This is a genomic window from Nonomuraea sp. CA-143628, from assembly GCF_050942315.1.
Taxonomy (GTDB): Bacteria; Actinomycetota; Actinomycetes; order Streptosporangiales; family Streptosporangiaceae; genus Nonomuraea.
Map to the genome: position 1 here is coordinate 6,473,283 of NZ_CP192072.1, position 13,644 is coordinate 6,486,926.

Here is a 13,644-nt window from a genome sequence, read left to right on the forward strand (position 1 = left end):
ACCCCACATTTGCGATCGTCACACGAAGGCGCTCGTCATCATTGGGCAAGGTCATGCCCACGATGACCGGTAACCGGGCATCGGTGGCACGCTCGACGAGGGCCGGCACCGGCGACTGATGGCCGGGCCCACCATGAGCGGCTCGCCCCGTCCCGGTCAATGCGATGTCACCGGCGGGCGGGAAGGATGCAGGACGCGATCAAGCCGGACGGCGGCGTAGCCGAGGGCGGACAGCGCGGTGACGATCAACAGCTCGCCCAGAGGCAGCGGTTCGGTGCCGAGCAGCTCGCGCAGCGGCGGCACGTACAGTCCGGCGAGCTGCAGGACGAACGCACCCGCGACGGCGAGCAGCAGCATGGGGTTGGCCAGCGAGCCGGGCCTGGTGCGGGAGCCGAGCGCGACGCCGAGCTGGGTGGCGCCAAGCGCGAAGAAGGCCATGCTCTGCCACGGACGGCCCGTCTGGTGGGCCCAGACGGCGACCCCCAGGGTGACCGCTGTAAGGACGACGGCGATCCGGATCACGCGCTGCCACAGCCCGGCGCCCAGGATGCTCTGGGAGGGCGGCCGTGGTGGGGTGGTCATGGCTCCGGGCACGGCCGGCTCGCCGCCGAGGGCCACGCCAGGCAGTCCATGCGTGAGCAGGTTGATCCACAGGATCTGGGCGGGAAGCAGGGGGAGCGCCAGACCGGCGAACGGCCCCAGCAGCATCACCGCGATCTCGGCGGCTCCACCCGAGAGGCCGTAGACCAGGAACCGGCGGATGTTGGCGTAGACCCGGCGGCCCTCCTCGACAGCCGCGACAACGGTGTCCAGGTTGTCGTCGGCGAGCACGAGGTCGGCGGCCTGACGGGCGACCTCGGTGCCGCGTCTGCCCATGGCCACGCCGATGTCGGCGCGTCGTAGCGCCGGTCCGTCGTTGACGCCGTCACCCGTCATGGCGAGGGTCTCGCCGCGCTCCCGCAGCTCCTCGATGATCTCGAGCTTCTGTTCCGGGGTGGCACGGGCGTACACTCCGGCCTCGGCCTGGCCGGGTGCTCCGGGGGCCCGGCAGTCCACGACCGGGTCGCCGTCGGTGATGATGCCCAGCTCGGTGGCGACGGCTCGAGCGGTCCCGGGGTGATCGCCGGTGATGAGGAGCGGTCTTATGCCGGCCTGCTTGCAGGCGGCGATCGCGGCGGACGCCGCCGGACGCGGCGGATCCAGGATCGCGACCAGCCCGAGCAGCGACAAGCCGCTCTCCCGCGCTGTTTCCGGAACGGTGTCCAGGTCGGCGCCGGCCACCGCCAGGACCCGGTATCCCGCCTGGGCGAGTTGCTCGGCCCGTTCGGCCGCGCGGGCCAGCAGCGCCGGGTCGTCGATCAGGACAGAGGGACGGAGCAGCGCTTCGGGTGCTCCCTTGCAGATCACCCGGCCGCCACCGTCGGGCAGGCGGTGCCCGGTGGTCATCCGCTTGCGTTCACTGTCGAAGGGACGCTCGGCGACGCGCGGGAAGCGCCCCTGCAGCTCCTTGCGGTCCAGGCCGAGCTTGGCGGCGGCGGCGAGCAGGGCCGCCTCGGTCGGGTCGCCCAGCGCCGTCCACTCCTCGCCGTCGTCCCGCGGCGGCGACAACCGCGCGTCGTTGCACAGTACGGCCGCCGTCAGCAGGTCGGTGAGGCCCGCTCCGCCGAGTGAGTCGTCGACCATGACCTCGCCGTCGGGCGCGTATCCGGAGCCGGTGATCGTGGCCTCCCCCATGGGGGTCCAGAGGTGCCGGGTGACCATCCGGCCCTCGGTGAGAGTCCCGGTCTTGTCGGTGGCGAGCACCGTCACCGAGCCCAGCGTTTCCACGGCGGGCAGCCTTCGTACGAGAGCGTCACGCGCGGCCATCCGGCGGGCTCCCAAGGCCAGGCTCAAGGTCACGACGGCGGGCAGCGACTCGGGAACGGCCGCGACCACCAGGCTGATCGCGGTCACCACCATCAGCTCGACCGGTTGCCCGCGGACCAGTCCCAGGGCCAGCACCACCGCGGACAGTGCCACTGTGACGCCGGCCAGCAGGCGGCCCACTCCCATGAGCCGCTGTTGCAGCGGCGTCAGACCGGCTCCCTTGACCATCATGGACGCGATACGGCCACTCGCGCTGGCCGCCCCGACGGCCGTGACCACCGCCCGGCCACGCCCTCTCACCACGACGGTGCCCGAGGAGACCGGATCGCCGTCGGCCTTGTCCACCGGCGCCGACTCGCCGGTCAAGGACGACTCGTCGATGAGCAAGGCCGCCGACTCCACCACTCTGGCGTCGGCCACGATGATGTCGCCTTCGGCCAGCACCAGGAGATCGTCCACGACGACCTCGGCTGCCGGAATCCGCGCCTGGGACCCGTCGCGGACCACGCGGGCCACCGGGGCCGTGAGCTGTGACAATGCCGTGATGGCCCGGTCGGCGCGGATCTCCTGCGCGACCCCGACGGAGGTGTTGACCACGACCACGAGCATGATGACGGCGGTGTCGGTCCAGTCGCCCGTGACGATGGTCAACGCCGCCGCCACGAGCAGGACGACGATCAGCGGATCGCGAAGCTGGGTGAGCACCCGCCGCCACAGCGGAACGGGCGGCTTCTGCGGGAGCAGGTTGGCTCCGTCCCGCTCCAGACGTGTGGCCGCCTCCGCGGACGACAACCCAGAGGGTGCGGGAATCACCATGTCTTCCTCTCTGACCTGTCGTCGTCCGATCGGCCGCATCGTTTACTTACCCGACCTGTTCTCGCAGGTGACGAGCTGTCAAACCAGCGGCGAAAGTCCCATCCGGACAGGGCCGAACGGCAGGCGTCTCGCACAAGCGGCTACGCGTGCCAGGCCGCGTTCACCAGCCCATCATTCCGCCCATGCCCGGCCAAGACCTCTGCGAGGACCCGTCCGGTCGGCCCCACATGGGGCCGGGCATCGTCGAAGCGCCGAACCAGTCGGCCAGATATCGCTGCATCTGGAACATCTCGGCGTGCTGGGTGTCGCGGATCTTGGCCGCGAGGGCGGCGACCTGTGGATGCTGGGCGCGGCCGGAGGTCAGCAGGTTCTGAGACATCATGATCGCGGTCATGTGGTGCGGAATCATGTCGCACAGGAACGTCTCATCCAGCGCATCGCCGGACAGCTTGGACAGGTCCCGCATCATCGGCTGGTAGCGGGTGCCTGTCGCCCGTCCCGGATACCAGGTGGCCAGCCACGTGTTCATGGTGGCGATCTCGGTGTTCTGCGTGGCGACGATCGAGGCGCCCAGGGCGCGCATCTGGGCCCGGCCCGAGCGCTGCAACTGCCTGGCCGCGGCCACCGCTTCCTGGTGGTGGGCGACCATTTGGGATAGATAGCCGGCCTCGTCGCTCACCCGCACGCCGTGCATCGGGCCGCCTGGCCCCATCATGCCCCAGCCGGTCTGGCAGACGGCGGACTGCCCGGCCGCCTGCCGCCCGATGGCACCGTCGGCGGTAGCCATGGCGATGCCGCTCGCCGCGGTTGCCGCCAGCAGTGATCCGGCCGCGATCCCGACCATTATCGAGCGTTTCATCTCGGCCTCCGAACTCTCGGTGGAGGGGTTCTCCGCCACCCACGCTGAGGGAAGTTCGGCGCCCGGCACAGGGCCATAAGACCTGGATGGCCCGGACCAACGCCACCACCGGGCCCGGCCCTTTGGGGAGCTTCACCGGCAAATGGCCGCCATGTCACCGACGCCGTGCACCCGTCACCGGGGCGAACAGGGTCCTTCGGGGCCTGTCCGACGGACTTCCGGCCCTATGACGACGCTCTGTGAGCGGGTCGGATGGAGAGGTGACGAAGGAGGGCGGATCATGATCATCGTAGGTGTGGATGGTTCGATGACCGCGCGGGCCGCGGTGGAGTGGGCGGTCAACGACGCTTTGCGGATGGGGGAGCCGTTGCGGATCGTGCATGCGGTGGACCGCTCGCCGTATCAGATCGGCAGGTTCCCCAATGCGGCGTTGCCTGATGTGCTGCTGCGTGAGGGGCATCGGATCTTGCGTGAGGCGTTGGCTCTGGCTCGTGAGCGTCAGCCCGATGTCGAGGTTATGACGCGGGACGTCGAGGGTGCGCCGGCTGAGGTGCTGCGTGAGCAGGCTCGGGAGGCGAGTGAGATCGTGCTCGGCAGTCGGGGGCTCGGTGGGTTCGCCGGTGCGTTGCTGGGTTCGGTCAGTACGCATGTGGCGGGTCAGGTGGGGTGTCCCGTTGTGGTCGTGCGTGGTGATCATCGGCCGGTTCGTGGGGAGGTCGTGGTCGGTGTGGACGACTCGCCGGCGTGTGAGGCCGCGCTGGCTTATGCCTTCCGGCAGGCCGAGCTGCGGGGGGCCGCGCTGAGGGTGGTGCATGCCTGGCAGTTGCCGGTGCATGCGTATGCGCCTGGGGTGCCGTACGAGATGGACGAGGTCCGCATCGCGCAGCACCAGATCGTCCGCGACCGGGTGGGAACCTTCAAGAGGGGCTATCCGCGGGTGCGGGTGGTTGAGGATGTCCAGCCGGCGCAGCCGGTGGAAGCGCTGACCGACGCCTCGGCGGGAGCCGACCTGCTGGTGGTGGGCTCGCACGGCCACGGCACGGTGGGCGCGATGCTGCTCGGCTCGGTCAGCCGCGGCGTCCTGCACCACACCCGTTGCCCGGTGGCGGTGGTACGCGCATAGAGGCCCTCCGCCGACAGCGAAGTCGCGGGCGCATCGTTACGAGAGAGATGAGGAGGCGGAGATGCCCATCAAGGTCAAGGACCTCATGAGGAACGTCGCCATCGCGGTTCGGGAGGACGCGTCGTTCGCCGAGATAGTACGCACGATGCGCCGATACACCCTCGGGGCGATCAGCGTGATCGATGCCGATGGGCGCCCTGTGGGGGTCGTCTCCGAAGACGATCTGTTGCTCAAGGAAACGGACCCGGTACGACACAGCACCTCGATCTTCGACAGCCACAAACGGCGTGCGGAGCAGGAGAAGGCGGCCGCGATCACCGCGTCGGCGCTCATGACCACGCCCGCGATCACTGTGACCCCGGGAACCCCGGTTCGCGACGCGGCGCGGCTGATGCACGACAAGCGGATCAAGCAGCTGCCGGTGATCGACGTGGTCACCGGGCGCATCACCGGCACTCTGCACCGATCAGACGTGCTGCGTGTCTTCAGCCGTTCGACGGGCGAGTTGGAGAGAGAGATCAGGGCCGTGATGGGTGACCGGACGTCGGTGTCGGCCGATGTTTCCGGTGGTGTGGTACGGCTCAGCGGCCGGGTGGCTCGCGGCTCCGACGCCATCCAGCTGGTGGAGGAGATCCGCCGGGTGGAGGGCGTGATCGACGTCGTCTCGGAGCTGACCTACGACAGGGCCGACCTTGTCGTCGTCCCGCCGCTGCTGTAAGGGCCGCGATGGATGCTTGCGCGCCTGCCTGATTCAGAGGGGTACGGTCCAGGTCAGCCGCGTGCCTCCCTCCCGTGGTACGTCCAGCTCCGCGGAGCCGCCGAGCTGGGTGGCGCGTTCCTCGATGTTGCGCAGGCCGCTTCGGTGGCCGCCGTGCCCGATGCCGACGCCGTTGTCCGACACCACGAGCGTTAGCCCGTTGCCGTCGACCTCGATGGAGACATCGGACTTGGCCGCCTTGGAATGGCGTACCAGGTTGGACAGGGCCTCGCGGAGGACGGCCAGCAGGTGTTCGGCGACGGCTTCGGGTACCTGGTTGTCGATCTGGCCCTCCATGCGCAGGCCGGGCATGAAGCCCAGGTGTCCGCCGGCGTCCTCGATGAGGTCGACGATGCGTCCGCGCAGGCTGGGCTCGCTGTCGTCCCGGGGCGTCTGCAGGGCGAAGATGGAGGAGCGGATCTGCCGGATGGTCCCATCCAGTTCGTCGATGGCGTGCTGGAGGCGTTTGGCGGCCTCGGGCCGGTCTACCAGGCGGACGGTGCTCATCAGCGTCATGGCGGTGGCGAACAGGCGTTGGATGACCACGTCGTGCAGGTCTTTGGCGATGCGGTCGCGGTCTTCGAGCAGGCCGATGCGTTCGGCGTCGCGGCGGGCCTCGGCCAGCTCCAGCGCGATGGCCGCCTGGTCGGCGAAGGCCTGCAACATCTTTTGGTCGGCTCCGCTGAACGGCAGCCGGCCTGAGCGTTTGGTCACCGCCAGGACGCCGCGCACCTCGGGCGCGGCCCCCAAAGGCACCATGAGTCCTGGTCCGTAGCCCAGCTTGCGCAGTGGCGAGCCGGGGTAAGGAGTGCTCCGCATGTCGCCCTCCACCATCGGCTCGCCCTTGGTGAACACGTCGCCCGCCATCGTGGTGGCGATGGGGAAGCTCGTGCCGATGAGCTCCTCGGCGCCTGAGCCTTCGGCGACCGCGACGGCCAACGACTGCCCGGACCGGTCGGGTAACAGTACCTGGACCAGATCGGCGTCGATCATCTGCCGGGCCCGGCGAGCCATCAGGGTGAGCACCTCGTGTGGATCGTCGCCGGACAGCAGGCTGGTGGTGATCTCGGCGGAGGCCTCCAGCCAGGTCTCGCGCCGTCGGGTCTGCTCATACAGGCGGGCGTTCTCCACCGCGACGCCCGCCGCCGTGGCGAGCGCGATGACGATGGCCTCGTCCTCGTCGTCGAACTCGGCGCCGTCGCGTTTCTCGGTCAGATACAGGTTGCCGAACACCTCGTCGCGCACCCGGATCGGGACACCTAGGAAGCTGCCCATCGGCGGGTGGCCAGGAGGGAAGCCGTAGGACTCGGGATGGTCGGAGATCCGCTTGAGCCGCAGCGGGCGGGCGTCCTTGATCAGCAGGCCGAGCAGCCCGAGCCCGTGCGGCCAGTGCTCGATGCGGGCGATCTCCTCCTCGCTCAACCCGACCGGGATGAACTCGAGCAGGGTATTGTCCTGCCCGACTACCCCCAGCGCGCCGTAACTGGCATCCACCAGCGTGGTCGCGGTCCGCACGATGCGCCGGAGCACCGTCTCCAGATCAAGATCACTGCCGACCGACACGACGGCTTCGAGCAGCGCGTGCACCCGATCCCGGGTGGCCAGCACGGCGTTTAGCCGCACCTGCAGCTCGGCCAGCAGGTCATCCAGCCGCATGTGCGGCATGAGGGGATTGCCCTCGAACTCGGCCATAATGGCGAGTGTGGCAGCTGGATGGCATGACGCCTACCCGGATTCGGAGGTCGGGCGGCGTGGGGCGCGTGGCACCGGTGGTCCGTATCCGAGCCGCATGATCATTTGAGGGTGCCCGCGGCGGTGGTGTGGGTCCTTGTGGCGCCGCATGTCGCGCAGGTCGAGCGGCTGGTTGAGGAACGAGGCCGACACGGCGTGCTTGGCCGCCACCAGCAGCACGCGCTGGAGCGCCTGCCCCGCGCGCAGCCAGTCCAGCGGCTCGTCCGTGGCGGTGGTCAACACGGCCAGTTGCGGGTTCGGCTCGAAGCGGGCGCTGCCGGTGCGGCGGCCGAAGTCGCGGATCGGGTCCATGTCGCCGACGGCCGCCGGCCCATGCACGTGCGAGGGCACGCCTTGACCGGTGGTCCACGCGGCCAGCTCCGCCAGGTATTCCGAGTCCTTCGTCAGCTGCTCCTGCGCGATGGCCGCGTAGTCGAGCATGTCGTCGGCGCCGCGCCGGTCCAGGAAGATCAGCCGGGCGCGCTCCAGCGAGGCGGCGGTGCGCATCTCCGACAGAACCGGGGCCGGGATGAGGCGTTCGCTGAAGGGCGCCCTGCTCGTGCGGCGGTACGGGATGAGCGCGTACAGCTCGCGCATCTCCGCCGGCACGGGGCTCCACGTGTCGAATCGTATGGTGGCCAGCACCTCGGGATTCGGAAGCATCCGAACGGCGGCCACACGACCGGCGACGCGAACCGCCACGCGCAGGTTGAACAGTGCGCCGCCGCAGCTGACGTGCAAGGAGCGCCCGCGTGGATCGCTCACCGGCAGCCAGCGGTCCCAATCGGCCAGCAGGTCCATCTGGTCGTTGTCGTGGACGCGGAAACGCCATGGCTGGGTGTTGTGGACCGAAGGCGCCTCTCCGGCCGCCACGAGCAGCCGCCTGGCCGCGACGTCGATGGTGTGAGCAGTGGACATGACGCACCTCCTGGGACCGACACTGGCCTGCCGTCACAGGGGGTGTCAGGGGCGGAGGTCCTGCCGAAGGTCCCGTCGGAAACCGCGAGGGGACCAAGGTCCTCAAGCCGAGGGTCGTACGGCACTGCCCCGGAAAGGGGGTACGCGGTGTGCTTTGGAGGTGACGAGAACGACGAATCCGCACTGAAAGGGGGCCATCATGGCCGCCACCGTCAACAGGCCCGTTTTAGAGAACGGCCCTGTCGCCGCGCACCGCCCCGTCGACTACGTTTGGGCGATCACCCGAATCTCGATCGGGTGGATCTTCCTGTGGGCGTTCCTGGACAAGACCTTCGGCTGGGGCTTCGCCACTCCGGCCGGCAAGGCCTGGATCTCGGGTGGCAGCCCGACGACCGGCTTCCTCAAGGGCACCGGAGAGAACGCGCTCGGCGGGTTCTTCAGCTCGCTGGCCGGCCAGCCGTGGGTGGACTGGCTGTTCATGCTCGGCCTGCTCGGCATCGGCGCCGCGCTCATTCTGGGCGTCGGCACCCGGATCGCCGCGGTCACCGGCACGCTCATGCTGGTCCTGATGTGGGCCGCCGAACTGCCGCTGGCCAACAACCCGTTCCTGGACGAGCACCTCATCTACTCCATCGTCCTGGTCGGCCTGGCCCTGGCCAACGCCGGCGCCACACTCGGGCTGGGCAACCTGCCCATCGTCCGGCGTACCGCCTGGCTGAAGTAGCCGCCCACGACCAAGCGCCCGCCTCCGATAACGGAGGCGGGCGCTTGGTCGTCGTCCACGATGGCGGCGTAGCCATAGCGGACCTAAGGCGCTCAGACGTGGACGAAGGTCCCTACCCAGGCCGCTGCTTCGAGGGTGATCGTAAGAACCGGGAGGTCACCATGAAAGATGATTTGGGCGTCGTTGTGGGATACGAGAGCTCAGGGCGGTCACTGGCGGCTCTGCGATGGGCCGCGGCTGAGGCCACCGCCAGGAAGGTGCCGCTGACCGTGTGCCACGCCTGGGAGTGGCCGTACCACGAGTGGCCGGGTGAGCTGGTGCCGTACGAACTGGTCCGCCGTCCCGTCCAGCGGCTGCTCAAGCGGGCCGCCGACTGGGCCGCGCGCCACTATCCGGCGCTGCCGGTCAACACGCTGTCCGCCTCCGGCACGCCTGCCGCCCTCCTGGCGGATCTGTCGCGGGAGGCGAGCCTGGTCGTGGTCGAGGCCAACGGCGGCGGCGCACTCGCCGGGCTGGTCGCCCGGTCCGTGAGCCTCCAGGTCGCGACGCACGCCTGGTGCCCGGTGATCATCGTACGAGGAGACTCGGAGGCGCTGAGCGGCCGGGAGGTGGTGGCCGGGTTCGATGGTTCGCCGGCGTCCGTGGAGGCTCTGGCCTTGGCCGCAGGGGAGGCTGACAGGCTCGGGGTCCGGCTCAAGGTGCTGATCGCCCGTGAGACGGGCGTTCCGCCGGAAGGGCTGGCATGGGAGGAAATCGCCCCGTTGCAGCATGCGTACCCCGAACTGAAGGTGGAGGTCGAGCAGGCCGACGAGCCCGCGCGTCCGGCCTTGCTGGAGGCCGCCCGGCGGGCGGGCCTCCTGGTGGTCGGCGCCCGCGGACTCGGGCAGATCCGCGGGCTGCTGCTCGGCTCGGTGAGCCAGGCGATGGCACGGCACGCGCCATGCTCCGTCGCCGTGGTGCACCGGCGGGACAGAGCGGAGTTCCCGTAGCGCCCTGGACTGCTGATTCGGGACCAAAGGCACCTGAATCGGGGACTTCGTCCCCGGGTGCCGGGGTGCTTGTTTCGTGATGCTGGAGATGGCAGGAAACCTCGCGAAGGAGACACGTGATGGCCAGACGGATCGTGGTGGGCGTGGACGGGTCGGTGCCGTCGGCGGCGGCGGTGGAGTGGGCCGCGGCCGATGCCGAGCGCAGAGGACTGCCGCTGCGGATCGTGCACGTGTGCGAGCAGTGGCCGCACAGCCCTGGCGGGCCCGCCTACTGCGCCAAGGCGCTGGAGGCCGCGGCGACGCGGGCCCGCGCGCTGGGCGCGGAGGTGACGACGGAGACGCTGACCGGGAACGTGATCGACGACCTCATCGGTGAGTCGGCGCAGACGGACAGCGTGGTCCTGGGCAGCAGGGGACTGGGCGGGTTCGCCGGTCTGGTGCTGGGCTCGGTCAGCCTGGCCGTGGCGGGGCACGCGGCCGGCCCGGTGGTGATCGTCCGCGCGCCCACGGAGGCGCGGCACGGTCGGGTGGTGGTCGGCTACGACGGGTCGGAGCACTCGCGGGCCGCCATGGAGTACGCACTGGCGCAGGCCCGTGCCCAGGGCGCCGAGCTGCATGTGGTGTACGGGTGGCGGACACCGATGTTCTCGCCGTACGCGGCCGTGTCGGGCAGTCTGCTGGAGGACGCCTTCCAGCAGCAGGTACGGATGGCACGCGAGCGGATGGCCTCCTGGCGCGAGGGCAACCCGGACGTCAAGATCACCGACGCGGAGGTGTGTGAGCACCCGGTGGCGGCGTTGATTCAGGCCTCACAGACGGCGGACCTGGTGGTGGTCGGCTCGCGCGGGCTGGACGCGTTCGCCTCCGCGGTGCTCGGGTCGGTCAGCCACGGCGTGCTGCACCACGTGACCTGCCCCGTCGCGGTCGTACGTCCGCGAGAGGAGCCGTGATGGCGAGAGGAGCCGTGATGGCGAGGGGCGCGGTGATGGCGAGAGGAGCGGTGATGAACGTCGAGTCGCTGACGGCGAAGCAGGTGATGAGCCGGATCCTGGTGGCGATCAGGCCGGAGGAGTCGTCGCTGATGGCCTGGGAGCTGATGCGCCGGGGCGATGTCCATCACCTGCCGGTCGTCGAGGACGGGCATGTGCTGGGCGTGCTGACCCGCGAGGACGTGGCCGCGTCCTGGTCGGGCGGCCCTGAGGAGCAGTTCAGGCGCCAGGTGCGCGGGCTGCTGGGCAGCAGGCGCAGGCCGCGCGTCCAGCCGGACACGTCGCTGTCAGAGGTGGCGGTCGTGATGCTCGACGCCGGGTGCGACGCGATCCCCGTGGTCTCGGAGGAGGGGCTGATCGGGCTGATCACGGCCAGGGACGTGCTCGCCGCGGTCGCCGGCCGGGTCAAGGCGGCCGACAGGCCGGGCGAGGTCGTCACCGGGATGTTCCACCTCGACCCCGTCCTGCCCGCGGGCGACTGAGCGGATGGGCGCAGGGAGGCCCTTCCGGTATGCCGGGCGTTCCCTCGCGGACCTCATGGAGTGATGCGGCGCCCGCTGACGTGCTCGGCCCGCAGCACGATGTAGTGGTCCCTGCTCCCCGGCGCCCAGGCCGTCAGCGGCAGCGCGGCGAGCCGCGCCAGCTCGGCGGGGTCCCGCACCGCTCTGGAGGGTCCCACCGCGGTCACCGACCAGCCGGTACGCGACCGCGGTTCGAACTCGTCCACCTCGAACGCCACGATCGCCTCCCGGGTGGCCGCGGCCAGCTTCGAGCCGATCCCGGTGCGGATGACGATCCGCTCACCGTCGAGGCAGAAGGTGACCGGCTGCACCGCCGGCAGGGCGTGATCGGTGAACACGATCCGCCCGATCGGCGTGGACGCCAGAAGAAGCATGCACTCCTGGCGGGAGAGCACCTGGAGTCCGGAAGAGTCGATTTTCATGCCGTACAGCCTTGCGTGCGAGGCTAGTCACGGTTAGGGGCGAAAGTCCCGTGAATCGCGCCGATCCGCACGCAGCCGGGCGGCCAGCGCGGCGGCCTGGGTACGGCGTTGCATGTCGAGCTTGGACAGCAGATTGGACACGTAGTTCTTGACCGTCTTCTCGGCCAGGAACATCCGCTCGCCGATCTGCCGGTTGGTCAGCCCCTCGCCGATCAGGTCGAGGATGTGCCGTTCCTGCTCCGACAGCGTGGCCAGGGGGTCCTTGCGGGCCGCCTGCTCGCGCAGCCGCGTCAGCATGGCGGCGGTGGTCTGCGGGTCCAGCAGTGACTGGCCGGAGGCGACCGTACGCACGGCGCCGACCAGGTCGGAGCCGTGGATCTGCTTGAGTACGTAGCCGGCCGCGCCCGCCATCACCGCCTCGAACAGCGCGTCGTCGTCGGCGTAGGAGGTCAGCATCAGGCACGCCAGCCCGGGCAGGCGGGAGCGCACTTCACGGCACACGTCCACGCCGCTGCCGTCCGGCAGGCGTACGTCCAGCACCGCCACGTCCGGCTTCAGGGCCGGGATGCGGGCGATCGCGGACTCGGCGGTGCCGGCCTCGCCGATCACCTCTATGTCGTCCTCGGAGTCCAGCAGGGCGGCCACTCCCCGCCTCACCACCTCGTGATCGTCGACGAGGAACACACGAATCATGGGACAGACGGTAGTCACCCACACCTCCCTTGTGGAAGGGACCAAAGACCTTGGCACGACATGTCGCACCGCTCTGCTCGCGAGTGCCGGTCGTCGGCTCGCACGGACGGGGCACCAGGGGCTCCGCGCTGCTCGGCCTAACCAGCCGGGGCGGTCCGGTGGCAGCGGTCCGCGTGCAGAGGACCTACGACGGGATCATCCGGGCCCTTCGTCACTGCCGGCCGGAGCCAGGACGAGGGACGGTAGGGGTGGAGGTGAAGGGTTATGTCCATCCAAGTCAAGGACGTCATGGGCCGGGTCGCCATCGCCGTGCTGGAGGAGGCGTCGTTCGCCGAGATCGTGGCCGCGATGAAGCGGTTCGCGGTGGGCGCGGTCACCGTGATCGACGCCGACCGCAGGCCGGTGGGTGTGGTCTCGGAGGATGATCTACTGCTGAAAGAGGCCGATCCGGTACGGCACAGCGTGTCCATGTTCGAGTCCCGGAGGCGGCGGAGCGAGCACGAGAAGGCGGCGGCGGTCACGGCGGCCACGCTCATGACCTTTCCGGCGATCACCGTCACGCCGGGCACCGCCGTGCGTGACGCGGCTCGGCTGATGCACGACAAGCGCCTCAAGCAGCTGCCCGTGATCGACCCGGTCACCGGGCGGATCGTCGGCACCCTGCACCAGCGCGACGTGCTGCGGGTCTTCACCCGGCCCGCCGCCGACCTGGAAGCCGACGTCAGGGCCGTGCTGCCTGACACCGGAGCGTTCTCCGTCGAGATCGACAACGGCGTGGTGACCGTCGGCGGACGGGTGCGGCACAGGTCTCAGGCCATCGCGGTCACGGAGGCGGTCCGCGAAGTCGAGGGCGTCGTCGACGTGGTGTGCGAGGTGTCGTTCGAGAAGGAAGACCTCGTCATCGTCCCTCCGCTGCTGTAGGCGCGTTTCGGCGGGTCGGCAGGACGAGATTCGACATACCGTTCGCGGCGCTGGACGCCCAGCGCCGCGAACGGTTCAGTGTCGCCGACAGACTGGCCGAGCGGATGGAGCCGACGGGGCTCAACCTGTGGTGACGAGGTCGCTCCGAAGGCTCTCAACGGCGCGGACCAGGGCCAGATTCGCCGCGGTCAACGTGCGTACTTCTTCCTCGAGCTGGTTGACCCGCTTCTTCAGCGCCAGCAACTCGGCGTCCAGCACTGAAGCCTCGGCGATCATCCGTCCACCGATCATGATCGATCACACCTCCGAAATGTC

At 69.8% G+C, this 13,644-nt stretch carries 14 protein-coding genes; 7 read left to right on the forward strand and 7 right to left on the reverse strand.

Annotated elements, in window-relative coordinates; translation table 11 throughout:
• Positions 1 to 156: 156 nt before the first annotated feature.
• Positions 157 to 2,682, reverse strand: a complete 2,526-nt coding sequence (locus ACQP2T_RS29640) for a cation-translocating P-type ATPase (protein WP_433519328.1) — start codon at positions 2,680 to 2,682, stop codon at positions 157 to 159.
• 160 nt (positions 2,683 to 2,842) lie between these two features.
• Positions 2,843 to 3,541 (reverse strand): DUF305 domain-containing protein, encoded by a 699-nt coding sequence (locus ACQP2T_RS29645; protein ID WP_433519329.1) that lies wholly within the window; start codon positions 3,539 to 3,541, stop codon positions 2,843 to 2,845.
• A gap of 280 nt (positions 3,542 to 3,821) precedes the next feature.
• Between ACQP2T_RS29645 and ACQP2T_RS29650 the strand changes: the two genes are divergently transcribed.
• Together ACQP2T_RS29650 and ACQP2T_RS29655 are read left to right on the forward strand one after the other, a co-directional pair.
• Entirely contained in the window at positions 3,822 to 4,664 is an 843-nt protein-coding gene (locus ACQP2T_RS29650) for a universal stress protein (RefSeq protein ID WP_433519330.1), read from the forward strand.
• A 61-nt stretch (positions 4,665 to 4,725) separates the two neighbouring features.
• Positions 4,726 to 5,382, forward strand: coding sequence for a CBS domain-containing protein (locus tag ACQP2T_RS29655; protein WP_433519331.1), 657 nt, complete (start codon positions 4,726 to 4,728; stop codon positions 5,380 to 5,382).
• A 33-nt stretch (positions 5,383 to 5,415) separates the two neighbouring features.
• On the opposite strand, the gene ACQP2T_RS29660 is transcribed toward ACQP2T_RS29655, so the two are convergent.
• Both ACQP2T_RS29660 and ACQP2T_RS29665 read right to left on the reverse strand, forming a co-directional pair.
• A complete protein-coding gene (locus ACQP2T_RS29660; protein ID WP_433519332.1) occupies positions 5,416 to 7,113 on the reverse strand; it encodes a GAF domain-containing protein in 1,698 nt (565 codons plus the stop codon).
• A 33-nt stretch (positions 7,114 to 7,146) separates the two neighbouring features.
• Positions 7,147 to 8,070, reverse strand: coding sequence for an Acg family FMN-binding oxidoreductase (locus tag ACQP2T_RS29665; protein WP_433519333.1), 924 nt, complete (start codon positions 8,068 to 8,070; stop codon positions 7,147 to 7,149).
• A gap of 199 nt (positions 8,071 to 8,269) precedes the next feature.
• Between ACQP2T_RS29665 and ACQP2T_RS29670 the strand changes: the two genes are divergently transcribed.
• The 4 genes from ACQP2T_RS29670 (at position 8,270) to ACQP2T_RS29685 (ending at position 11,254) form a co-directional block, all read left to right on the forward strand.
• Positions 8,270 to 8,794 carry a hypothetical protein gene (locus ACQP2T_RS29670; protein WP_433519334.1) on the forward strand — a complete coding sequence of 175 codons (525 nt, stop codon included), beginning with the start codon at positions 8,270 to 8,272 and terminating at the stop codon, positions 8,792 to 8,794.
• 161 nt (positions 8,795 to 8,955) lie between these two features.
• Entirely contained in the window at positions 8,956 to 9,783 is an 828-nt protein-coding gene (locus ACQP2T_RS29675; protein ID WP_433519335.1) for a universal stress protein, read from the forward strand.
• Positions 9,784 to 9,902: 119 nt separating this feature from the next.
• Positions 9,903 to 10,733 carry a universal stress protein gene (locus ACQP2T_RS29680; protein WP_433519336.1) on the forward strand — a complete coding sequence of 277 codons (831 nt, stop codon included), beginning with the start codon at positions 9,903 to 9,905 and terminating at the stop codon, positions 10,731 to 10,733.
• A complete protein-coding gene (locus ACQP2T_RS29685; protein ID WP_433519337.1) occupies positions 10,733 to 11,254 on the forward strand; it encodes a CBS domain-containing protein in 522 nt (173 codons plus the stop codon). Before ACQP2T_RS29680 ends, ACQP2T_RS29685 begins: the two co-directional genes overlap by 1 nt.
• Positions 11,255 to 11,307: 53 nt before the next feature.
• Here the strand turns inward: ACQP2T_RS29685 and ACQP2T_RS29690 are convergent, their stop codons facing one another.
• Positions 11,308 to 11,715, reverse strand: a complete 408-nt coding sequence (locus tag ACQP2T_RS29690; protein ID WP_433519338.1) for a pyridoxamine 5'-phosphate oxidase family protein — start codon at positions 11,713 to 11,715, stop codon at positions 11,308 to 11,310.
• A 33-nt stretch (positions 11,716 to 11,748) separates the two neighbouring features.
• Positions 11,749 to 12,408 carry a response regulator transcription factor gene (locus tag ACQP2T_RS29695; protein WP_433519339.1) on the reverse strand — a complete coding sequence of 220 codons (660 nt, stop codon included), beginning with the start codon at positions 12,406 to 12,408 and terminating at the stop codon, positions 11,749 to 11,751.
• A gap of 264 nt (positions 12,409 to 12,672) precedes the next feature.
• Between ACQP2T_RS29695 and ACQP2T_RS29700 the strand changes: the two genes are divergently transcribed.
• On the forward strand, positions 12,673 to 13,329 hold the full coding sequence (locus ACQP2T_RS29700; protein ID WP_433519340.1) for a CBS domain-containing protein: 657 nt from the start codon (positions 12,673 to 12,675) through the stop codon (positions 13,327 to 13,329).
• A gap of 120 nt (positions 13,330 to 13,449) precedes the next feature.
• On the opposite strand, the gene ACQP2T_RS29705 is transcribed toward ACQP2T_RS29700, so the two are convergent.
• Positions 13,450 to 13,620, reverse strand: coding sequence for a hypothetical protein (locus ACQP2T_RS29705; protein ID WP_433519341.1), 171 nt, complete (start codon positions 13,618 to 13,620; stop codon positions 13,450 to 13,452).
• Positions 13,621 to 13,644 lie beyond the last annotated feature (24 nt).